The sequence below is a fragment of the Blastopirellula sediminis genome (genome assembly GCF_020966755.1).
GTDB lineage: Bacteria > Planctomycetota > Planctomycetia > Pirellulales > Pirellulaceae > Blastopirellula > Blastopirellula sediminis.
Genome location: NZ_JAJKFT010000004.1, coordinates 1,702,259 through 1,725,580, shown reverse-complemented (window position 1 = coordinate 1,725,580; position 23,322 = coordinate 1,702,259). Strand labels below are relative to the sequence as shown.

16 protein-coding genes are annotated in these 23,322 nt (G+C 58.9%); 8 read left to right on the top strand and 8 right to left on the bottom strand.

Annotated elements, in window-relative coordinates; translation table 11 throughout:
• Window positions 1–68: 68 nt before the first annotated feature.
• A complete protein-coding gene (locus LOC68_RS10705; protein ID WP_230218361.1) occupies window positions 69–3,005 on the top strand; it encodes a DUF1592 domain-containing protein in 2,937 nt (978 codons plus the stop codon).
• Window positions 3,006–3,017: 12 nt separating this feature from the next.
• Entirely contained in the window at window positions 3,018–4,355 is a 1,338-nt protein-coding gene (locus LOC68_RS10700; protein ID WP_230218359.1) for a DUF1552 domain-containing protein, read from the top strand.
• 13 nt (window positions 4,356–4,368) lie between these two features.
• On the opposite strand, the gene LOC68_RS10695 is transcribed toward LOC68_RS10700, so the two are convergent.
• A complete protein-coding gene (locus LOC68_RS10695) occupies window positions 4,369–5,328 on the bottom strand; it encodes a helix-turn-helix domain-containing protein (RefSeq protein ID WP_230218357.1) in 960 nt (319 codons plus the stop codon).
• A 457-nt stretch (window positions 5,329–5,785) separates the two neighbouring features.
• Here LOC68_RS10695 and LOC68_RS10690 point away from each other — a divergent pair, with 457 nt between their 5' ends.
• Window positions 5,786–6,586, top strand: a complete 801-nt coding sequence (locus LOC68_RS10690; RefSeq protein WP_230218356.1) for a hypothetical protein — start codon at window positions 5,786–5,788, stop codon at window positions 6,584–6,586.
• A gap of 143 nt (window positions 6,587–6,729) precedes the next feature.
• Here LOC68_RS10690 and LOC68_RS10685 read toward each other — a convergent pair whose 3' ends face one another.
• Window positions 6,730–8,250 (bottom strand): hypothetical protein, encoded by a 1,521-nt coding sequence (locus tag LOC68_RS10685; protein WP_230218355.1) that lies wholly within the window; start codon window positions 8,248–8,250, stop codon window positions 6,730–6,732.
• 629 nt (window positions 8,251–8,879) lie between these two features.
• Between LOC68_RS10685 and glgX the strand changes: the two genes are divergently transcribed.
• A complete protein-coding gene (glgX, locus tag LOC68_RS10680; RefSeq protein ID WP_230218354.1) occupies window positions 8,880–10,934 on the top strand; it encodes a glycogen debranching protein GlgX in 2,055 nt (684 codons plus the stop codon).
• Window positions 10,935–10,940: 6 nt separating this feature from the next.
• On the opposite strand, the gene LOC68_RS10675 is transcribed toward glgX, so the two are convergent.
• Window positions 10,941–12,107, bottom strand: a complete 1,167-nt coding sequence (locus LOC68_RS10675; RefSeq protein WP_230218353.1) for a zinc-binding metallopeptidase family protein — start codon at window positions 12,105–12,107, stop codon at window positions 10,941–10,943.
• Between the two features lie 359 nt (window positions 12,108–12,466).
• On the opposite strand from LOC68_RS10675, the gene LOC68_RS10670 reads away from it, so the two are divergent.
• Complete coding sequence (locus tag LOC68_RS10670; RefSeq protein WP_230218352.1) at window positions 12,467–15,061, top strand: alpha/beta hydrolase-fold protein; 2,595 nt, start codon at window positions 12,467–12,469, stop codon at window positions 15,059–15,061.
• A 6-nt stretch (window positions 15,062–15,067) separates the two neighbouring features.
• Here LOC68_RS10670 and LOC68_RS10665 read toward each other — a convergent pair whose 3' ends face one another.
• From LOC68_RS10665 to LOC68_RS10645, 5 genes are read right to left on the bottom strand one after another with little or no spacing between them, the layout of a single operon-like run.
• Entirely contained in the window at window positions 15,068–15,856 is a 789-nt protein-coding gene (locus tag LOC68_RS10665) for a DUF1295 domain-containing protein (RefSeq protein ID WP_230218351.1), read from the bottom strand.
• Window positions 15,841–16,917, bottom strand: coding sequence for an SAM-dependent methyltransferase (locus LOC68_RS10660; protein WP_230218350.1), 1,077 nt, complete (start codon window positions 16,915–16,917; stop codon window positions 15,841–15,843). Before LOC68_RS10660 ends, LOC68_RS10665 begins: the two co-directional genes overlap by 16 nt.
• Window positions 16,896–18,173, bottom strand: a complete 1,278-nt coding sequence (locus LOC68_RS10655; RefSeq protein WP_230218348.1) for an SAM-dependent methyltransferase — start codon at window positions 18,171–18,173, stop codon at window positions 16,896–16,898. The genes LOC68_RS10660 and LOC68_RS10655 overlap by 22 nt, the downstream gene beginning before the upstream one ends.
• A gap of 18 nt (window positions 18,174–18,191) precedes the next feature.
• Entirely contained in the window at window positions 18,192–19,064 is an 873-nt protein-coding gene (locus tag LOC68_RS10650) for a DUF1365 domain-containing protein (protein WP_230218346.1), read from the bottom strand.
• A complete protein-coding gene (locus tag LOC68_RS10645; RefSeq protein ID WP_315858824.1) occupies window positions 19,061–20,389 on the bottom strand; it encodes an NAD(P)/FAD-dependent oxidoreductase in 1,329 nt (442 codons plus the stop codon). Before LOC68_RS10645 ends, LOC68_RS10650 begins: the two co-directional genes overlap by 4 nt.
• A 202-nt stretch (window positions 20,390–20,591) precedes the next feature.
• Between LOC68_RS10645 and LOC68_RS10640 the strand changes: the two genes are divergently transcribed.
• The 3 genes from LOC68_RS10640 to LOC68_RS10630 all read left to right on the top strand — a co-directional run bounded on the left by LOC68_RS10640 (window position 20,592) and on the right by LOC68_RS10630 (window position 23,319).
• Window positions 20,592–21,455 (top strand): sigma-70 family RNA polymerase sigma factor, encoded by an 864-nt coding sequence (locus LOC68_RS10640; protein ID WP_230218342.1) that lies wholly within the window; start codon window positions 20,592–20,594, stop codon window positions 21,453–21,455.
• A gap of 91 nt (window positions 21,456–21,546) precedes the next feature.
• Window positions 21,547–22,515 carry a redoxin domain-containing protein gene (locus tag LOC68_RS10635; RefSeq protein ID WP_230218340.1) on the top strand — a complete coding sequence of 323 codons (969 nt, stop codon included), beginning with the start codon at window positions 21,547–21,549 and terminating at the stop codon, window positions 22,513–22,515.
• Window positions 22,516–22,713: 198 nt separating this feature from the next.
• On the top strand, window positions 22,714–23,319 hold the full coding sequence (locus LOC68_RS10630) for an RNA polymerase sigma factor (protein ID WP_230218338.1): 606 nt from the start codon (window positions 22,714–22,716) through the stop codon (window positions 23,317–23,319).
• Window positions 23,320–23,322 lie beyond the last annotated feature (3 nt).

The following is a 23,322-nucleotide window of genomic DNA, read 5'->3' as shown; positions in this document are numbered from 1 at the left end:
CTTCGCGAATCGCCGGAACTGAACTTCCGCCGATTTGTGCCATTCCCGTTCCTGATGATTGGGGTTCCATGCGATCGACGCTTCGCTTTGGTTTGATCTCCATTGCGCTCGCCCTGTTGGGGTTTGCGTTCCCAGGCGACGCTTCTTGTGCGCCCTCCACTGCCGAACAACTCGACCAATCGTTCGCCGCGAAGGTAAAACCGTTCCTCACGGCGAATTGTCTGGCATGCCACGGCGACCAAGAGCCTGACGCCGATCTCGATTTGAGCCAGTTTCCGACCGTCGAATCGGTCGCGACGGATCACCCGCGGTGGGAATTGGTACTTGAGCGACTCACTGCCGGCGACATGCCCCCGGAAGAAGCCGACGCGCAGCCGACCGCGGAGCAGCGGGCCGAGGTGATCGCCTGGATCAAAGCGCTTCGGGCCCATGAAGGACAAAAGAACGCCGGCGACCCAGGCTCGATCCCGGTTCGCCGCCTCAGCAACGCCGAATACAACTACACGATCCGCGACTTGACCGGCGTCGATATCCAGCCGACTAAAGACTTCCCCGTCGATCCGGCGAACGAGGCGGGCTTCGACAACTCGGCCGCATCGATCAGCACCTCGCCGGCCCTGGTGAAGAAGTATCTCGACTCGGCCCGCAATGTAGCCAATCATCTGGCGCTGACGCCGACCGGCTTCGTTTTCGCGCCGCATGAGGTGATCTCCCACACCGACCGCGACAAGTTCTGCGTCAACCGCATCGTCGACTTCTACAAGCGTCAGCCGACTGACTATTCCGATTACTTCCTGGCTGCGTGGAAGTACAAGAATCGCCAACCGAGCGAGACGCTCGACGACTTGGCTGCCGAAGCTGGGATCAGCGGCAAGTACCTTCAAACCATTTGGGAAACCCTGAACGGACAGGACGAACCAATCGGACCGATCGCCGCGCTCCGGTCGCTGTGGAATTCCATTCCCGCGGATGCGACGCCCGAGAAGGCGACCGCCATCTGCGATCAGATGGAAGCGTTCGTCGCGGATCTCCGACCGCACATGATTCCGAAGGTCGACAATCTGACGTCTCCCCAAATCTCGCCCGGTTCACAGCCGCTGGTGATCTGGAAGAACGAGCAGATGGCGGCCAACCATACGAAGTACGCCGACGGGAGCGCGCTAAAGCTCGAGAAATGGAAGCTCCCCGCTGACTCGCAGGCCCGCGAAGCGATGGAGGTTCCAGAAGACGCCGCAGAGCGGGAAAAATACGAAGCCGACTGCCGCCGATTTTGCGCGATCTTCCCCGACGCGTTTTATGTGTCGGAGCGGGGCCGAGTCTGGCAGAACGAAGCGTCGCGCGGCCGCCTGTTAAGCGCCGGCTTCCACAATCAGCAGGGATACTTTCGCGACGACACGCCGCTGAGCGATTTGCTGCTCGATGAGGCGGGTCAGCAGGCGCTCGATCAGCTGTGGGACGACTTCGATCTCGTCTGCACAGCGCCGCAGCGTCAATACCGTTCGTTCATCTGGTATGAACGTGCCGAGTCGAAGTTCCTGCGAGATGAAGTCTTCGACTCCTTCCGTTCCGAAGACAAGGATTCGATCACCGACGCCAAGATGCAGGCGCTCGAAAAGGTATACCTGGAAAAGGCGGTGCGAGAAGGCGCCAGCGATACGGCCCGCCAGGCGATCGTCGACTACTTCGCCAGCATGAATCAGAAGTTTCGCGCCATTGAAGAATCCCTGACCGAGTCCGAGTCGGCTCACTTGGTCGCGCTGCAAGAGTTCGCCGCCCGCGCCTTCCGACGTCCGGTGACTCCCGCCGAACAGGCAGGCATCGTCAACTTTTACCAGCACTTGCGTGCAGAGGAGCAGCTGAGCCACGAAGACGCGATCCGCGATTGCGTGGTGAGCGTACTGATGTCCCCGAAGTTCTTCTTCCATCTCGGCACGCCGGCGCAACCTTCGGCGAAGGCGGTTCCGCTGGATGACTACGCGCTCGCTAACCGCCTTAGCTATTTCCTGTGGCGCAGCATGCCGGACGCAGAGTTGCTACAGCATGCCGCCGCTGGCGATCTGCATCAGCCGGAAGTCCTGATCGCTCAAGCGAAACGGATGTCGGCCGATCCGAAGATCCGTGGGATGGCAGTCGAATTCGGAGGCAACTGGCTCGACTTCCGCCGCTTTGAAGAACACAACGCCGTCGATCGCGAGCGTTTCCCGACGTTCGACAACGATCTGCGGCAAGCGATGTTCGAGGAGCCGATTCACTTCTTTACCGATCTCGCCGAGCGGGACGGTTCGGTCCTCGACTTCCTGTACGGCGACTACACGTTCGTCAACAAGCCGCTCGCCGATCACTACGGCATTCCTTTCTCCGGCAATGATCCGGAGGAGTGGATTCGCTTGGACGAAGCGAGCCAATATGGCCGCGGCGGTTTGCTGCCGATGTCGGTCTTTTTGACGAAGAACGCCCCGGGGCTACGAACCAGCCCGGTGAAGCGCGGCTACTGGGTCGCCAAGCGCGTCCTGGGCGAACATATCCCGGCCCCGCCGGCCGATGTGCCCGAACTGCCGGCCGACGAATCGAAGAGCGAACTTTCGCTGCGGGAAGCGCTCGCCAAACATCGCGAGCTGCCGAGCTGCGCCGGCTGCCACAAGCGGTTTGATTCGCTCGGCGTCGTCTTCGAGGGTTACGGCCCGGTCGGCGAACAGCGCAGCGAAGACCTGGGCGGTCGTCCGGTCGAGACGAGCGCCGAGTTTCCCGACGGCAGCGCCGGCGACGGGCTGATCGGACTCACGAACTATATCCGCGAGCGCCGACAGGAAGACTTCCTCGACAACCTCAATCGCAAGTTGCTGGCGTACGCCCTCGGTCGCACGCTGCAGCTGTCGGATGAAAAGCTGCTCCACGAAATGCAATCGAAGCTCGCCTCCAACGACTATCGTTTCTCGGTACTGCTGGAATCGATCGTCACCAGCCCGCAATTCCTGAATCAACGCGGCGCCGCCGTAACCCAATAAGGACGTACCACCATGCCTGCCAACAACAAATCCGCAGTTTCCCGGCGCACGTTTCTCCGTGGCGCCGGCGTCGCGATGTCGCTGCCGTGGCTCGAATCGGTTCCGGTCTGGGGAGATCAAACGACTCCGAGCGCGGCGGACGGCGCCGCTTCTCCGAAGCGTTTCGCGGCTCTCTTCATGGGCTGCGGCGTCAACCCCGAGCAATGGTGGGCCAAGGGAGAAGGCGAGTCGATGGAGCTGAGCAAGAGCTTGGAGCCATTGAACAACGTCAAGACGAAGCTGAACGTCATCAACGGCCTCTTCAACAAGTCGGCGACCGGCGTCGGCATTCACCCTGGTCAAACCGGCAACATCCTCTCTGGTGCGGCGCTACAGAAAGGCGCCGAACTGCGGGGCGGGATTAGCATGGACCAGGTGCTGGCCAATCACTTCCGCGAAGCGACCGAGCAGCCGAGCATGGTCCTGGGCTGCGAACAGCCGATTACCGGCTATCACGAGACCAACTTCTCGATGGCCTACAGCTCGCACATCTCGTGGCAGAACGCTACCTCGCCGGTTCCGATGGAGGCCTACCCTTCCCTCGCCTTCGACAACCTCTTCAACAATGAAGGAAACCGCCGCAACCAAAGCGTGCTCGATCGCGTCCGCGAAGAGGTCGCATCGCTCAACGGTCAGATCAGCGTCGATGACCGCGGCCGCTTGGACGAGTATCTCTCGAGCGTTCGCGAAGTCGAGAAGCGGGTGCAAGCGACTCGCGCTCAAAAGGAAAAAGCGGACGATCGCGCCAAAGACAAAAACAAGCCGCTGATCGCGATGAAGCGCCCCGACGACGGTTTGCCGGAAGATATCCGCGATCACATGCGACTGATGTGCGACATCCTCGCAATCGGGTTCCAGACCGATAAGACTCGCGTCGCAACTTTGCTGATGTGCCGCGACATTTCCGGGCTCTTCTATCCGTTCCTCGGCGTTCGGGCCGCGCATCATGGGGCGTCGCACGACGATCGCTCGGAAGCGTACCACAAGATCACCCACTTCTACGTCAGCCAATACGCTTATCTGGCGGAGAAGCTCGACGCGATGCGGGAAGGAGATCGTAGCGTGCTCGACAACTCCTGCTTGATGTTCGTCAACAGCATGTGGTCGGGCAGCGCTCACGATTCGTCCAAGGTTCCGCTGCTGCTGACCGGCGGTCTGGGAGATACGCTCCAAACGGGTCGCTCCCTCGACTATCTCGGCAAAGAGGACGCCGATCGCAAGCTTTGTAGCTTGTACCTGGGGATCATGAATCGAATGGGAGTCGAGCAAACCAAGTTTGGCGACGCCGATTCGCAGTTGGCCGGTCTGTAGTCGGCAAGCGACGTTAGATGCACTGCGCCGGTTGGCGCCGTCGAGCTTGATGAAGCGTCGCGGAGGGCGTTTCGCCGAAGAGCTCGCTATACGTACCGGCGAAGCGTCCCAGATGCCAAAAGCCAAACTGGGCGGCGACCGACGTGACGGTCGTCTCGTCCGGCTCCGACGTTCGCAAGACGGAACGTACTTGATTCAGCCGGCGGATCAACAGATAACGTCGCGGCGGCACCCCAAAGTATTCGAGAAACAGCGACCGCAGCGTTCGCTGCGATACGTCCGTAGCGACCGCCAATTCTTCGATCGTCACCCCTTCGTCGCCGCCGCATTCAATCCGGTCGCGCACGATCCGGGCCAGTTCGCTACGGACCAGTAGCGGTCGTCCCGTCGCGGCGCCCGGCGCCTCGTCGGCTGTTGAGATCGATATCCGCCGGCAAACCGCGTCCAATTCCGCACGCAAGGACCTTGCGGCGTCGGCATTGGCCCCATTCGGCCAATCTTCGTCGGCATATCGCAAGCGGAGGAGTAATCGTCGGAGCGCCCCGATTTCGTGCGTACCCAATTCAACGACACGCGCTCCTTTCGGCGCCGTATCGTCAGGTTCGCCTTCAATAACCCCGTCATTACTTACGTCAGAAGGAATATAGATCGAACACCAACGATGTTCTTCCAACACGCTAATCGTGAACTCGCAGCCCGGATCGATCACGAAGATGGAATGAGTCCCCAGCGGGATTCCATTCGCGTGATGCAGACCACTCAAGGGAACGTATAGAAAACGTCCCGTCGAAAGCGCGGTTCCTTCGGCGATGACACCGCCACCTTCGACGCCAAACTGAAGATGGAGTTGATTGACGTAGAACGCGCTCAACTCCCAGCGCGGGCGCTTCAAGCGCGGCAGCATCATTTGCAGATCTGCATCGCCAACCGCAGCGGCATAGGCCTCGAATTCTCGAAACTTGCGGACTGTCACTTGGCGTCGCCCTTGCGTCCTTGTGGTTTCCAAGATGCTTTCATTGGAACGGGAACAGCGCCGCTTGGCCAGACAAGGCGAGAGAGTTTAACGCATTTTCATCAGGAACCTAACAAATGCGAAAAACGTTTTTGCCGAAAGTGGATTGTCACATGCGATGCAACTTCGAAAATCAATAGCAAGGCGGCGCCAATAACGCTCTACCAATGCTCATCTCATAAGCGCCGCTACATCATAACAGATGAATCGGAACAGTATCATCAACCAAGTTCATTGATGCGTTCCATACACGGTCGCGATTTGAACTTCTCGAGCGCCAAGGGAGACGGCCTAACTCTTCAGCCAAGCGAACGCTAGCTGCTTCGACGGAGTCGATCACGGGGAATCAAGCCCGGAATGTTACCAGGCAAAAGCATAGAGGCGGAAAATCCTTTTCTTTACGACAGGAGTATTAGCCATGAGAAAGCTGCTGATTCTGGGAGTTGCGGTATTGGGCGTAACGTTCATCCTGAATGACGCCATGGCACAGCGCGGAGCGATCGGCGGCGGGATGCGCGGAGCCGCAGTCGGCGGATTGGTCGGCGGAAAATCTGGCGCAGCGACTGGCGCGAAAGTTGGCGTCGTGACAGGCGCAACGCGTTCGGCGGTCAATCGCGAAACGCAGGCTCGCACGCAGTATCAACAAACGCCGGAATATCAAAACTACCAAGGCGCCAACCTGGCGACTTCGCAACCCGAAACGATGATGGCCAGCGAAGCGACCGTAGCGGCGTCGCAACCAGCCAAGACGTCCGGCGAAGCGGTGATTCGCCAAGACGACAAACCGATCGTCGGGGTCACCTTCCCGGAAGGTTGGAAACAACGCACCGGCGACAACTTCATCTCGGCCGTTAGCCCTGACGGACATGCCTGGTCGATGTTCGTCGCGATGAAGGAATCGGACAAACAAGCCGCGCTCAAGAAAGTGGAAGACGGACTGCAAACTTACATGTCGGACATTAAGCTCGACGAGCGGACCGAAGAGAAAACCGGCGACGCTTTGGTCGTTACCGGAACCGGCACCGGCAAGAAAGCAGGCGGAAACCTCGTATTCGCCGCCGGCGTGTTTGACGCTGGGGACGGACAATTGGTCGCCGCCGGTTTCGCCGCCGACGCCAAATTGGAAGATCACTACAAGGAAGCGGTCAAGGGCATTTGCGAGACCATCCGTCGTACCAAAGACTTCAACAATAGCGACGCCAACAAAGAGGAGAAATAGCCCCTGAGAACTTCACCTTGGCCAGCAGGGCAAGGCGCTGATCCACTTCGGCGGTCTGTTGTTCCTGGCAGGGAATCGTTGCCCCCCTGCCGGGAACAGAGATCGTTCATCTAAGTCCTCTTTCGCGAGCAGTCCGCGACGTTTTAGAACGCCCACTGGAACTGGGTCTGCAAACCGGCCCCCTCATTGTCGTTGAGCCCGCGGTATTGAGTCTCGCGGTAGGTCAGCTCAAAACCGATCCGGAACGTCGCATTCACGTCCCACAACGCGTTCGCGTAGTAGGTGCTGTTGAAGGTTCGCCCAAAGACGTTCACGTCGCGATTGATCGGATTGTCGACGCCGTAACCGAAATGGCTATGCAGGCACGGAGTCCAGTAGTAGTAGAACTCGCCAAAACCGCCCGATGATCGAATCGCTTGCAGCGTCGTCGAGTTGACGTTCTGCAAAACGGCGCCGTTGTAAGTACCGAGTCCTTGCCCCGCGTACAACTCGCCGGCGATGCCGTAGCAGTCGGTCAACTTCCAGCGCAGGTCGGTCGAGATGCCAAAGACGTTCGCGACCACTTGTCTTACCCCGGGGTCGGTGTCGCGCAGCTGTCCGACGACGGCTGACGCGCCCACTTCAAACGGGCGCTTCGCGGCAGGCCCTTGCCCTTCCATGGCGCCCAGGCCGAGCGCGATACGCCCTTCGATGTTGGGCCAGCCGTTGTCTTCCAGCAAGCGGAAGTCAGGGTTGATCGTCGAAACGACCGGTTCGCTAAGCGCCGTCTGAATCGTCCACTGCTTCACGTCCGACACCGTGATAAAGCGTTCCAAACGGAGCTGACCGCGAAACGCATTCCCCGAGTTGCCGGAACCGGCCAACGACGAGAACGGCAAGACGGTCGGCGTCCCCGGCGCGAAGACGTCAAACTGCAAACCAGCCGCAAACCGCCAATCTTCATTTCGCAAATCGCCATACGCCTGGAGCGGCAGGATGCCGTATTGATCGGCGATGACGTTGTCATTGAAGAACATCACGATGACTTGACCGCCTGATTGGAATCCGCCGAACTGAGGACCGGCGAAAGCGGCGCCCAGCGTGCTTTGTCGGGCGTGAACGCTGACGTAGTTGTCGTCAAAACCGGGAGTCGGTCCGGGAAACAGGAAGAACGGCGTACCCGGCGAAATGGCCCGAGCGCCCCCAAAAATCATGTCGAGCTTCAGCGCTCCGAAGAAGCTGACGTTGAAGTAAGGGCTGAGCGTCGAAACGTGCGGGCACTCAATACAGGGCGCCGGATCCAATGGGCACTGGCACGGATAGCACTGACAGCAGTTGCAATTACAGGAACAACCGTAGCTCTCCGCCGGAAACTCCAAAGAGTTGCACCCGCAGGACGAGGGCTGGATCGCCTCGTAGTTGCTCGCCAAGACCGTTCCGCTAGCGGGGAACTTTTCGGCGACCGAACTTTCCCACGCTTGTCGCTCGACGTCGCGAGCCCGCAGATAACGAAGTTCGTCTTCGATCGCCTGCAAACGATCGCGGGGAATTTCTACGGATTCGGCCAGAGGAGTCTGGCCGTACTGCGCTTTCGCGGGCGCCAGCGTCCCGAGCAGAACGAACAGCGCAAACGAACCACAAACGATTCGCGAGAATACGAAATTCCATCCCTGACCGACAACCATCGTACTGATCTCCTCCGTGAGAGCACGATTTGCTTAGCGCACCGCCGATCGCTGGCCGCTTTCGACGCAAAAGTCCATCCACCGGATCATCTAAAGAATCACCCGTTACGACTAGACTGATCGGCATAATAGATGCAGGTAATTGACGCTCAATTCCCCATCGACGGCAACAATGGCCAATTCCGCCGTTTTTCTTGGTTGCGTCCCCCCAGTAATCTCCCTGGGCGATGAATGTTTTGTTGCGAAGGGTGGTTAATAGATGCATATATGGCATATGCTTTCGCTTATGCGATAACCGGCGGAAGAAAGCTTGCAAATCAGGTTAAGATCGCTGGAATTTGATTGGCCGGGTCATTTCCCCGCCATATCCTGAAGGGACGATTGCTCATCCATCGATTCCCTGGAGCGTCAGGCGGTGAGTCGTTCGACCCTCTATCTTGCGGCGCTGGTCACAAGTCTTGCAGCGCGTCTTTGCCGACTACTTTGGGGTAGTCGTTTGCGATTCTCTTCGTGTTGCGATTTGACCTTTGGTATCGCTCAGAGCGCAGACCGCGTCTCGGAATGCGACGTAAAGTTGAGCAGCCACGTTGTTTCTTCCCTCATCGAATCCCACTTGGAAGGTTGCGAATATGAACGCCTTGCGAGAATTCGGACTTAGCGCGCCCCTTGGAGCGACGGTCGTTGATGGCGGAGTCAACTTCAGCCTCTTCTCCCGCACGGCGACCGGGGTCGACATCGTCTTTTTCGATCGCGAAGACGACGCAGTTCCTTCCCGCGTGATTCCGATCGATCCGGGCAAGAATCGCACCTATCAATATTGGCATCAATTCGTTCCCGGCGTTAAGTCAGGACAAATCTACGGCTACCGCGTCTCTGGGCCTTTTGAGCCGCAGCGCGGACTTCGTTTTGATCCGGAAAAGGTCTTGCTCGATCCTTATGGAAGAGCTGTCGTCGTGCCTGAAGGTTATGACCGGAGCGCCGCCGGTCGGCCTGGAGACAATGCGGCGACCGCAATGAAGAGCGCCGTCGTCGACCAAAGCGGCTACGACTGGGAAGGGGATATTCCGCTCTGTCGCCCCGCGTCGCAGACCATAATTTACGAGATGCACGTCAAAGGATTCACGGCCAATCCCAACTCCGGCGTCAGCGACGACATCCGCGGAACCTACGCCGGCGTTATCGAAAAGATTCCGTACCTCCAAGCGCTTGGCGTTACCGCCGTCGAACTATTGCCGGTCTTTCAGTTTGATCCGTACGACGCTCCCATCGGCAAGATGAATTACTGGGGCTATGCGCCAATTGGCTTTTTCGCCCCTCATGCGCAGTACAGCTCCGATCGAAGTCCGATCGGCCCGCTAAACGAGTTCCGCGATATGGTCAAGGCGCTCCATCGCGCCGGCATCGAAGTCATTCTCGACGTCGTCTTCAACCATACGTCGGAAGGCAACGAACGAGGTCCCACCACCTCCTTCCGCGGCATCGACAACCCCGTCTACTACATCCTGGAACGGGGCGAATGGTACGGCAACTATACCGGTTGCGGCAACACCCTGAACGCCAATCAACCGATCGTTCGCCGGATGATCGTCGACAGCCTGAAATATTGGGTGCGAGAGATGCACGTCGACGGCTTTCGCTTTGATCTCGCGTCGATTCTTTCCCGCGATCCGCACGGCTATCCGCTTCCCAACCCGCCGGTCTTATGGGACATCGAGTCCGATCCGGAACTAGCCGGAACCAAGCTCTTCGCCGAAGCGTGGGACGCGGCCGGACTTTACCAGGTCGGCAGTTTCGTCGGCGACGCCTGGCGCGAATGGAACGGGCGGTTTCGCGACGACGTCCGAGATTTCTTCCGCGGCGAGCCCGGCTCGGTACGGCGCGTCGCCGATCGCCTGATCGGCAGCCCCGAAATCTACGGGCACAAGGGGCGCGAGATGGAGCAAAGCATTAACTTCGTCACTTGCCACGATGGGTTCACCCTGAACGACCTCGTCTCGTACAACTACAAGCACAACGAGGCCAACGGCGAAGGAAACCGGGACGGCGCCAACGACAATCGAAGCTGGAACTGCGGCTGGGAAGGTCCAACCGACGATCCGAATATCGAGCGGCTCCGCAACAAGCAAGTCAAGAATTTCCTCACGGCGACGATGCTGTCGCTGGGGGTTCCCATGATCACCATGGGTGATGAGGTCCGCCGCACGCAAAACGGCAACAACAACGGCTTCTGCCAAGACAACGAGATCAGTTGGTTCGACTGGTCGCAGGTCGAGAAGCATGCCGACGTCTACCGCTTCTTCAGCCTCCTCTGCGCCCAACGGTCGATGCGTTCCGATCGTCATATCGTGAACCGCGTCAGCCTGCTCGACCTTCTCCTGAACGTTGACGAGTCATGGCATGGGGTACGCATCAACCAGCCTGACTGGGGCGACAATTCGCACAGCCTTGCTTTGCACGCGCTACTCCCCAAAGACAAGGTCTACTTTCACCTCATGTTAAACGCCTACTGGGAGCCGCTCGACTTCGAGCTGCCGCAGATTCCAGTCTCCCCTTGGGTTCGCTGGATCGACACCTCGCTCGAGTCGCCCCACGATATCGTCCCGCAAGACGAAGCGCCGCCGCATGAAGGAAACGCCTATCGAGTCGACGCCCGGTCGGTTGTGGTATTAATCGCGTTCGCGTAGCGCACGTCAATCGAGGAGCGAGGTCCCGCCGCGAGCCTCTTTGACGACGATCTGAATGAAGTGCATCTTCCGCAACACCGAACGCGACATGACGAACGGATAGAAGTCTTGCTGGCCCATGCTGCGGGCCAGCTCGTTAATCACCGTCGTCAGCTGAACCCACGAGTTGATGAGCAAAATCACTCGCTTGGCGTCGGGATCCTTCGGATCGTAGAGATCATCGACCGTAAACGGCTCGACCGCCTGCTCCACTTCGTCGCCATGCAAGCCGAAACGCAACGCCGTATCGAGACTGTCGACTACATGCAGGTAATGGGCCCAGGTCTCGGCCCAATCTTCCCACGGATGGACTGAAGCATACGCGCTAATATGCTTGTCGGCCCAGTTGGCTGGCGGACCATGTTCATAGTTTCGCTTAAGGGCGCCCGCGTAGCTTTCCCGTTCATCGCCGAAGAGTTCGCGAAACTTTTCCAGCCACGGCGTTTCGTCGACCAGTCGATCCCAGTAGTAGTGGCCAATCTCGTGGCGAAAATGTCCCAGCAGCGTCCGATACGGCTCGCGCATTTGGTGCCGGGTCTTCTCCCGAATCGAGTCGTCCGCTTCTTCGATGTTCAGCGTGATCAAGCCGCTGGCGTGCCCCGTCATGACGCGCGGCCCCTTCTCCGGCGAACGGAGAAAGTCGAACATGACTCCTTTCTCCTTATCCTCGCTTACCTTCGAGGCGACCGGCAAACCAAGCTGCAGCAGCTGCGCGACCAGGCGACGTTTCGCATTTTCAATCTTGCGCCACCAGAGCCCGTTTTCCTCGACGTCGAGGTCGGGAATCGTATTGTTCAGTCGACAAGAACGACAGAGCGTCTCTTCTTCGTCAGCCCGGACTAACCAATTGCAGCCGGCCGGAGAATGAAAGTTCTCGCACCGCTTCCACAAGACGCTGTCATCTTTCTGACCATCGACAATCCACGCGTCCCCCTTAGGCGCCGGCGACATCGCCAACACCTGAAGCATCTCCGGCTCATAGCCAAGCGGCGTCTTACAGCCCAAGCAAAAGCTGTTGTAGAAATAGACCGGCCGTTCACAGCGGCAACGGAACACGTTGCGGCGCCCGGAAGGCTCGTCCGACTTCCATGACTCGACCAGACGCCTGGTAATCGCCTCGAAGATTTCCAACATAGTAAGCCGCTTTCCCTGCTGACCCGTCAAGTTGTCAATTCTGGCTTCAATTATAGCGCACAATAGTTCGCTGACAAAACGCTGAGCGTCCCGATTTTTCGTGCCGGACCAGGGACCGATGGTAGACAGTTTCCGCGGCATTATGGGGGCAAAATTGGCATTTCTTTTTCGGGATGTCTGCCGAAAATAGGTCCCGTTGGTCCCCCGGCAGTCGCCACGCCGCTTCCGCTCAGTTAGACTAAAACCCCACGCACCCCATTTCCTTTCCCCCCGCATTCCTTTCGAGCAGTCCCGCTCCCCCGCCTGCCGCAGTGCGAATGCATTGTCCCGTGAACGAATACCGAGTTCGGAGTCGCCTCATGCACCGCCCGTTTCAACGTTTCCTGTTCGCTTGCCTGGCCTTGGCGCCGCTGGCCGTTCCAGCGCAGGCCGAAGAGAGTCCCGATCGCGTCGTTCAGCCCGGCGTGCCGCAAGGGAAAATCACCTCTGGCAAGTTTGAAGAGAGCAAAATCTTCCCCGGTACCGTGCGCGATTACAGCGTCTACGTCCCGGCGCAGTACGATCCGAATCAGCCCGCCGCGCTGATGGTCTTCATGGACGGCGGCGGCTTCGCCAATCCGAAAGGGGCTTACCGCGTTCCGGTCGTCTTCGACAACTTGATTCATCAGAAGGCGATGCCGGTCACGATTGCCGTCTTCGTCAATCCCGGCACGATTCCGCCGACCATCCCCGGCGGCAAGCCTCTCAGCAATCGCTCGTACGAATACGACTCTATGGGCGACCGATACGCCACCTTCCTGATCGACGAATTCCTGCCGGTCGCTTTGAAAGGGTTGAACGTTTCGACCGATCCGGCGCAGCGCGCCGTCAGCGGCGGCTCGTCAGGCGGCATCTGCGCCTTCACCGTCGCGTGGGAACGTCCCGACCAGTTCGGCAAAGTCCTGAGCAACATCGGCAGCTACACCAACATCCGCGGCGGGTGGGCCTATCCCGGTCTTATCCGCAAAACCAAGGACAACCCGAAGGGTTTGAAGGTTTATCTCCAGGACGGCGTCAACGACCTCAGCAATCTGCATGGCAGCTGGCCGCTGGGGAACCATGACATGGCGGCCGCTTTGCAGTTCGCCGGCTATCCCTACAAGCTGGTCTTCACCGACGGTGGACATAGCGGCAAATGGGCCGGCGAAGTGTTGCCCGAAGCGCTGAAGTGGCTCTGGGACGACAACGCCGAGTCGACCAACGTGCCGATCGTCAATACGAAGCCGCAATGGGAACCGCATCCTGACGCCATCCTCCAGGAAGGAGTTCCGCAAGGAACGGTCCACCAGATGAAGCCGTGGGAGTCGAAGATTTTCCCCGGTACGGTGCGCGACTGGTCGATCTACGTTCCGGCGCAGTACAAAGCGGACGAGCCTGCCGCGCTCATGGTCTTCCAGGATGGCGAAAAGATGCGCGACGTGAAGGGTCGCTGGCGCGTGCCGACCGTCTTTGACAATCTGATCGCTCGCGGCGACATGCCGCCGACCATTGCGGTCTTCATCAATCCGGGTCAGGACAAAACGAAAGAGGCGAAGAACGGCAAGTTCTCGAACCGCGGCTACGAATACGATAGCCTCGGCGATCGTTACGTCACCTTCCTGACCGAAGAAATCCTTCCTGAAGTCCGCAAGCAGTACAATATCACCGACGATCCCAACCTGCACGCGATCGGCGGTTCCAGCTCCGGCGCGATCTGTGCGTTTACCGCGGCATGGGAACGTGACGACGTCTTCCGCAAGGTTTACTCCAGCGTCGGCAGCTTCACCAATCTCCGCGGCGGCAACGTTTACCCGTCCCTCGTTCGCAAGACCGAGCAAAAGCCGATTCGCGTTTACATGGCCGACACCAGCGGCGACGTCGACAACGCCTTCGGCAGCTGGCCCTGGGCCAACCAGCGGATGTCGTCGGCGCTGAAGTACATGGGTTACGACCATCGCTTCGACTGGGCCGAAGGGTACGCCCACAACAGCGACTTCGGCGGCGCTCACTTCCCCGACGCCATGAAATGGCTCTGGCGCAAGGAAGCGTACACGCCGGAAATCAACACCAAGGATGACCTTGGTAGCGATTTCACCCTTCTCAACCTGCTGGTCCCCGGCGAAGGCTGGGAACTGGTCGCCGAGAACCTGGGCTTTGCCGACGCCCTGTGCGCCGACAAAGAAGGAAACCTTTACTACTGCGACATGAAGGCGCCTTCGATCGTCCGCATCAGCGCCGCCGATGGCTCGCAAACCGAAATCGCCCAAGAATCGGTCAGCGGCTTGGAGTTCAACCCCGAAGGGACCGTCCTGTATGGCTGCCAAGGCTCCAAGAACCGGGTCATCTCGATCAACCTGAAGAGCGGCGAAATCAAAACCGTCGCCGAAGGGGTCAAACCAAACGACCTGGCCGTCACCAAGGACGGGTTCATCCTGATCACCGAGACCGGCGCGAAGCAGGTCACCCGCATCAATCCGGAAACGGGCGAAGTGACCCCGGTCGACGTCGGGATCTCGAAACCGAACGGCATCGCCCTTTCCAATGACGGCGGCACGCTGGCCGTTTCCGATTACGGCGGCGACCACACTTGGACCTTCCGCGTCAATCCAGGCGGCGTACTCGACGCGAAACAGTCGACCATGCCGATGCGATTGGCGATCGATCCGAAGGGAGAATTCAAGTTTAACGAAGCTCCCCCGTACGTCGCTTCCTCGCGCGGCGACGGCATGGCGATCGACAAGGCGGGCCGCTACTACGTCACCAGCGATCTGGGGGTCCAAGTCTTTGATCCGACCTGCCGTCCTTGCGGCGTCCTGCCAAAGGTCGACAAGGGTCAGCCGCTGACCACCTGTATGCTGGCCGGCAAAGACCACAGCACGCTCTACATCGCTCACGGCACGAAGATTTACCGCCGTAAGCTGACGGTCGAGAAGTAAACGCTCCTACTTGCCTTTCGGCAATCCAGGAAAGAACGCATTGGTCCGGGCTACGTAATCTGCGTAGCCCGGCTTTTTTATGGAGAGAGACTTCTCCAAAAGCGTGACGCCGGAAACCCTCATCAGAAAGACCGACATCGCCGCCGGTCCGATCGCGGTCCACCACGCGCCGCTTTGCGCAACGGCGACCAGGTAGAAGCCCCACCAAACCAGAAAGTCGCCGAAGTAATTCGGATGGCGCGTGTAGCGCCATAGTCCGGTGTCGAGCACTGCATTCTCACTCGTTCGCGTCGCACGGAAACGAGCCAACTGCCAATCTCCTACCGCTTCAAAAAAGAGCCCCGCTCCCCACAGCAGCACGCCGACAATCGTCAGCCATAGAACACTGCGATCGGCACAAGCGATCCCAGCCTGCAGCGGCAGCGAGACGGTCCACATCACCAATCCCTGCAGACCAAAGACGGTCAGCAAGCTTACCCAGGGAAACGAGGCGCCCCAATAGTCGCGCATTTCGCGGTAGCGATAGTCTTCACCGTGACCATGATTTCGCCAGAAGAGATAGCCGCTAAGACGAACGCCCCAAATCGTCGTAAGGATCGGCAATAGTAAGCCGAAGCTATTCCGCTCCGAGCTTCCGAAGTACGCGGTCCATGCGACCAGGACGAATCCCAAGCCCCACGCAACGTCAACGACGCTCGCATCTTTGCGCCACAAGCTAACCGCCCAAACAAGCGCCATGAACCCGGCGATGACGCTTGCCGAGCGGAATAATACGTCGGTTAGTTCAGGGGACATCGTTGGAACAAATAGTGAGAGACGAACCACTGTTGGCCGCCCCGATAGGCGAACAACTCTTCGCACGCAATAAAGAACATCCGCCACCGGTTATGCCAGCGATTCGCCTCTTTGGAGCCATAAATTTCGGCGAAGAGCTTGCGGATCTCCTGCTTCGCCGCATCCTGATTCTTCAGCCAAGCGCGGCATGTTTTCGCGTAGTGACTGCCGTTCCAAGTCCAGTGCGATTCCAGCTGTAGCGGCGACCCGCACTTCGGCAACAGGTCGACGCTCGGCATCATCCCGCCGGAAAAAAAGTAGCGTCCCATCCAGTTGGCTTCTCCTTCCGACTGGAATAAGTAGGGGGGCTCGTGCTGGCAGAAAATGTGTACAAACAGTTTCCCACCAGGGCGCAACCAATCGTTGATCCGCCGCATCAACTCGCGATGATTCCGCATGTGCTCGAACATCTCGACCGACACGACTCGATCGAACGTTTGCGTCGGGGCGAAGTCGTTCATGTCGGCCGTGATTACCGTCAAGTTGCTGAGGCCGAGCTTCTCCGCTCGCGCCTGGATGAACTCTCGCTGCGAGTTCGAGTTGGAAACCGACGTAATCCGGCTGTTTGGATACTTTTGCGCCATCCAAAGCGAGAGCGATCCCCAACCGCAGCCCAGCTCCAACACGTCCATCCCGTCCATCAGCTGCGCATGTTCGCAAGTGATTCGCAGGGCCACCTCTTCCGCTTCCTTCAGAGATCGCGTCTGAGGCGACCAGTAGCCGCAGCTATACTTCAACCGGTCGCCGAGCACCTTCTGAAAAAAACTAGCTGGCACTTCATAGTGTTGCTCGTTCGCCTTCTGCGGGACGACGGCGATCGGCGCCGCTTGCGCAGCGCGCAAAAAGTTCTCAAGCGCATGTTCATTGCAGCGCAGACTCCGCTGCTCAATCCCTTCATTAAGCAATCGACGGACGCCGAACCGGATCAACGCGTCCGGCAAACGTCCATTCTCAGCTGCGTCGAGCAGCAGACCGAACCAAGAGCTACGGCGGGAGTTCTCTAGTAATTCGGCTTGTCCCACGCAATCTGGACAACTCTCACCGCTTTCTCCCGAAACGCCGCTTCGCAGTAACACAGGTAATACTCCCACATCCGAATGAATCGTTCGTCAAAACCGAGCTGCTTCACTTCTTCCAAAGAATCGAAAAACCGCTGTCGCCAATGCCAGAGCGTCGTGGCGTAATGCGACGAAATATCCTCTAGCCCCTGCAGCCGCAAGTTGGAGGTGCGACCGATCGACGCTTGCATCGCCGCAACCGACGGCAAAAATCCGCCGGGGAAGATGTAAGCTTGAATGAAGTCGACCGAACGCCGATACGAGTCGTACCGCTGCTCCGGCATCACGATCGCTTGCAGCACCAAACGGCCCCCCGGCTTCAGCAATCGAGCGCACTGCCGGAAGTAATCGTCCAAGAACTTTTCGCCCACCGCTTCGACCATTTCGATCGAGACGATCTTGTCGTACTGGCCGGTCAGGTCGCGATAGTCGGCGTTGAGGAGATGGATTCGATCGGCGACGCCGGCCCGTTGAAAGCGCTCCTGCGCTTTCTCCCTCTGCATTTGCGAAATGGTGGTCGTCGTGATGTCGCGTACTCCCTGCTGCGCCGCATGCAGGGCGAATCCCCCCCAGCCGGTTCCGATTTCGAGCAGGCTATCGTTCGGCTTCAGCTCCAGTTTGTCGCAGATCCGCTGCAGTTTGGCGATCGACGCTTCCTCCAGCGACATCTCGTCCGACTCAAAATAGGCGGACGAATACATCCAGGTTGCGTCGAGGAAGAGCGAAAAGAAGTCGTTGCTTAGATCGTAATGGGCGGCGATATTGCGGCGACTACCGTCGCGGGTATTTCGATCGAAGTAATGGAGCAGCCGGCGTCCCCAGCCGGCCAGCGTCGCAAACCCGCTATCCGCTACGGTTGTGCGGTCCATGTTGCGACAGAGGATCTGCAACAGCGCCGTCAGGTCATCGCTCCGCCATTCCCCTTGCAGATACGCTTCCGCAATCCCGACGCTTCCGCCGGTCGCCAGACGCGAGAAAAAGCGGTCGTCGCTCACGATCCAATCGGACCGCAGTTGATCGGGCGACCGCCGGCCGAATTCTTTCGTCTCACTGGCGTCGCTATAGCGAATCTCTCCTCCTGCGACTTCGTCCAACCAGCGAAGCAGCTTCCGCCGTGACATTTCCTGCAGCCAGCTTCGCCGGGGCGCCGCGGTCTCCGGAGTTTCCAGCGCAAGCGGCCGAGCGCTCGTCTCTGGGGAAAGTAGGGTGCTAGAGCTCATCGATGTTCCTTCAAGGATTTATGGTACGAGCGAAGAGGGGGTCGGATCGTTGGGGGAGGTCTGATGATGGGTCGGCGGATGCGGAAAATACGGCGTCTTCTTCCACCAAAGCAGCAGCGCGTGCCAGTAAATTGCGGCGACAATTTGCACTGACATCAGCGGAAGGCGAACTGCCACCTTAAAGACGTTCCAAAACGACAACTCGCGCCGCGAGAGATCGAGCGAAGCGTCGAAGACTCGCTCTTCTCCCCGCAGATTGTCGATCTGCACGGTCAAGCGATCGTCCGGCTGCGACACGCGCCAGCGATACTCCATCTCCATCGGCATAAAGGGAGAGACGTGAAACTCTTTCGGACTTGCGTAATGCGTGATCCGATCGGCTCCGTCGACCGGAATGGCGTAGCAGTGACGTTCTCCCCAGGGGGTGTTGGTGACATCCGCAACGATCGCCCGCAACTGCTTCTCGGCGTCGAAGCAGTAATAGAGGGAAATTGGATTGAACGCGAAGCCGCAGCAACGAATCTGCGTGAGGAGACGAATCGGACCATCAATCTGTCGTCCCAGCTTCTCCGCCACCGCTTCACGCACGCAATCGGCCAGCGGCCGATCGGCCGGCCCCAAGTAGTCGGCGCGACAAAAGCGAAAGAGACTCCACCGCCCGGTCGACCAGAGAAAGGGAACGCGAAACGTCGATTCCACTTCCGCCAAGTCGATCGAAACCATGTAAAGCGGGCGGCGAAAATGATGCTCGACCGGCGCGAAGCGTCGATGGCGAACCGTGCCGACGTACAAGCAAGACTTGCGGGATTTGACCGCTAAGCGCTCCGATTGCAGCGTCGTGGAAACCTCCGGATCACTCCCTTCCTGTTGTCGTTCAACCTGCCGAATCACGCATGTTCTCCCGCCAGCGAGGTCTCAGCGTGACGCGACTCCTTCGCAGCGTCAAGAACATACGGACGACGCGGACCGAGCGACCAATCCCCAATCGCAAAACGGCGGCAAACGGCCAAAGCGCTAATGACCCCATCCTCATGAAAGCCATTTCGCCAATAAGCGCCGCAGTACGACGTGTGACGATGCCGGATCAGTTCTTGATGGCGGTGTTGCACTTCGGCGCGGCGGGTCGTGAACAAAGGATGGGAGTAGTTAAACCGGGCGATCACCTTGGCCGGATCGATCGACTCCTCTTCATTCAGCGTCACGCAGTAGGTATGCCGCGAGTCGATATGCTGCAAGATGTTCATGTTGTAGGTGAGCGTCGGACGGGTCGCGTCGTGGGCCGGAATGTGATAGTTCCAGGCCGCCCAGGCGCGGCGACTGCGCGGCAACACCGATTCGTCGGTGTGCAGGCAAGCCTTGCTGGCGTAATAGGGAAAGGCCGAGAGCATCTCTCGCTCGACGTCATCGGGGTCGGCCAGCATCTTCAGCGCCTGATCGGCATGACACGCGAACACCACTTCGTCGAACCGTTCGCTTCCAGCCGCATGAATCACCAACACGTCTTCGCTCGAACGGCGTACGGACTGCACTGGGCAGTTCAAGCGAATCTGCGACCGAAATGGCGCCGCCAAACGATCGACGTATTGCTGCGATCCTCCCTCGATCACCCGCCATGTCGGTCGATCGGTCAAACTCAACAGCCCGTGGTTCACGTAGAACTCGAGAATGAACCGAATCGGAAACTGGGCGAAGTCTCCCAGCGGGCAAGACCAGATCGCAGCGCCCATCGGCAGCAAGTACTTTTCGCCGAACTGCGGCGAGTAGCCCTTCTCGGCCAGGTACTCGCCGACCGTTTGTTCGGCCGGAACGCTCGTTAAATCCCGCTCCCCTTCGCGGTTGAAACGAAGGATGTCAGCCATCATCCGCAAAAACTGCGGCCGGAGCAGATTCCACCGCTGAGCGAACACCCCATTAAGCGAACCGCCGTTGTACTCGAGCCCGGTCTGATCGCAGCGGACGCTAAAGCTCATCGTGGTCGGCGCGGTCGCAACTTGCAGGTCGGCCAGGATGCGGGTGAAGTTGGGATAGGTTCGCTCGTTGTAGACGATGAACCCGGCGTCGATCGGCCAGGTCTCACCCGCCCAGTGGGCGGCGACGGTATTCGTATGGCCGCCGATCCGATCGTCCCCTTCGAAAACGACGACATCATGCTCGTAAGAGAGCAATCGGGCAGACACCAGGCCGGAAATTCCGGAGCCAATGATTGCGATTCTCACGTCCGACTCCCGCTTGTCACCGTTTCTAACGTTTACCGTTGGCTTTGTAGATGAGAAAATTGGAATGACCAGACCAAAGTCCGAAATTGCAGGGAACTTACGACTTCCGGGGAATTGGGCTGGTCATTTCGCCGCTACCCCCTACAAAGTGCTTTAAAGCGGCGCAGCGGCCGATTTCTCCGCTCCCAAACCGGGGTCAGGATTGCCCAACTCCAAAATCAATTTCGTTCCCAACGATGATTTCGAGTCCACCACCGAGATGGACTTTGAGGCGATCGATATTGAGCTTTACGCAGCAGAAGATCGCCCCCTCCCCCGCGATCCGAAGTTAGCGGCGGAGTCGTTCCTTTGTGCGGTCGAACAAAGCCGGCTCCTGACGTTTGAGGGCGAACAGTTTCTCTTCAAGAGACTGAACTTTCTCCGCTTTCGGGCTAGCGCACTACAGTCGACCCTGAAGAACCGCCGCAACACGAAGAAAACCGACGCCGAAATTGACCGACTCCTATCGGACGCCAACCAGACGCGGGAGGAGATCGCCCATGCGAATCTCCGCCTGGCGACTTCCATCTCCCAGAAACATGCCCAGTCGCGCGACGAGTTTGAGGAGTTCCTGGCCGAATCGAACGCCATTTTGTTGAACGCGATCGATAAGTTCGACTATGCCCGCGGCTATCGCTTCAGTACCTACGCAACACACGCTATTCAGCGCAACTTATTTCGCCTGATCGAAAAGCGGAACAAACGCCGCAAGTTGGAATCGGCCGAGGAGGCGGCGATTCAGACGGCCGCGTCGCCGGCTGTCGATCCCGATCGGCCGACCGACGTGGAAGTGCAAAACGCCTTTGACGCGATCATGAGTCGAATCGACGACGCCCTCGATCCCCGCGAACAGTTCATCGTCCGTCAGCGGTTCGGGCTTGATCAGCTGGGCAAAGGAAAGTCGCTTCGTGAGATCGGCGACGAGCTCGGCATCAGCAAAGAACGAACCCGGCAGTTGTACCAGCGGAGCATCGAAAAACTGGCGGAAGTCGCCAAACCGTTCGAGGCGCTATTCGCTTCCACCTAACGTCAACAATTCGACTCATTCGACCGATTGATCCTGAAATGTACCAATTCATCCGCCACCCAAACGCCTGCTCGAATCAGGGAGGGACATTATGAACCTGCCTGATCAGCCGCCGCCGTGGATGAAGTATCTGTTATTGGCCGCCGGCGCGTATAACTTCATCTGGGGCGCCGCGGCGATTTTCGCTCCCAGTGCGATGCTGTCGTGGCTGCAGGTCGATGCGACCGGTTCGACGCTGGCGTTCTGGCAGTGCATCGGCATGTTGGTCGGGGTCTACGGTTTGGCCTATTTGATCGCAGCGACCGATGCGTATCGCCATTGGCCGCTCGTGCTGGTCGGATTTATCGGCAAAGTGCTAGGGCCGATCGGATTTCTTTTCGCCTACGGCGCGGGAACGTTGCCGCTGACTTTCGGCTGGATGAATCTGACGAACGACCTGATCTGGTGGGCGCCGTTTGCGATGATCTTGTGGGGCGCCGTGCGTCACCAGCACTTGATCGGCAACGCCTACGAAATGCCGGAAGCGGACGATCCGATTCGCGAACTGCGCACCAACGACGGTCGCCGGCTCGACGACTTAGCGAACGAGCATCCGCAGCTGGTCGTTTTCCTCCGTCACGCAGGATGCACGTTCTGTCGCGAAGCGGCGCACGATCTCGGCAAGCAGCGAAGCGAAATTGAAGCGGCCGGTTGCGGCATCATTCTGGTGCATGTCGGCAAAGAGGACGATCCCGAGTCTTTCAGCAAGTACGGGCTCGACGACCTCCCCCGCATCTCCGACCCCACGTGTCGACTCTACCGGCAGTTTGGACTGGATATCGGCACCTTCTCGCAGCTCTTTGGGGCTCGGGTCTGGGCGCGCGGAATTGCCGCGGGGATTTTTGGGGGGCATGGACTAGGCCTTCCTCGCGCTAACAGCTTTCAGATGCCAGGCGTCTATCTCTACCATTGCGGCCAAATCTTGGACGGCTTTCAACACGAACGAGCCTCGGATCGCCCGGTCTATCTCGATTTCGTGCGCCGCAATCTGGCGCCCGTCGACGCCGCGCTGGCCAAGTAATCGGGCGGGAGATTAGCCCTCCTGCAAATGCCAGCTGCGTACTATCGAAACGCCCCCCAGCGCCAAAATCTCAAAAAAGATTGTCCAGTGCGGCGCGTCTTTTCCGCTTACTTTGGAGGGCGACTGTCTGGTCTGCGTGGGTTACAATCAACACGAACAGCCCTGGAAAAGCGAATCGCGGTGGGGGAGAGATTTGCGTTGCCAACGACATCAGCCACGACGCAGGATATCGAACGTATTCTCGAAGCCGAGCGTCAGCGCCCGGTGGTCGCGTATGACCTGATCCTGGAACGGTCGCTCGAGCGATTGCGGCGTCTGACGAAAGCGATGATGCGCTCGTATCCGAGCCTGGTCCGCTGGGAAGAAACCGACGACGTCTTCCAGGAAGCGGCGATTAGGTTATATCGCAGCCTGAAGAATGTGAAACCGCAGTCGGCCCAACATTATTTCAAACTGGCGACAATGCAGATTCGCCGGACGCTGATCGACCTGGCTCGCAAGCATCTCGGGCCGATGGCCGAAGCGGCCAACCATCAGTCCCATTTCAATTTGGCCGAAGTTCCACGGCAGGACGACGACGATACCCCCGTCTCGCTCGCTCAATGGGCCGAGTTTCACGAGGCGGTCGACAAGCTCCCCGAGGAATTGCGCGACACGTTTTCGCTGATATGGTACGCCGACGCGACGCATGGCGACGCAGCGCAGATCTTGGGAGTTTCGACCAAGACGATCCAGCGACGATTTATCCAGGCCCGACTGCTGCTGGCGGAGATGACGCCAGACCTTTCTCCAGGCGCCAAGTAAGCG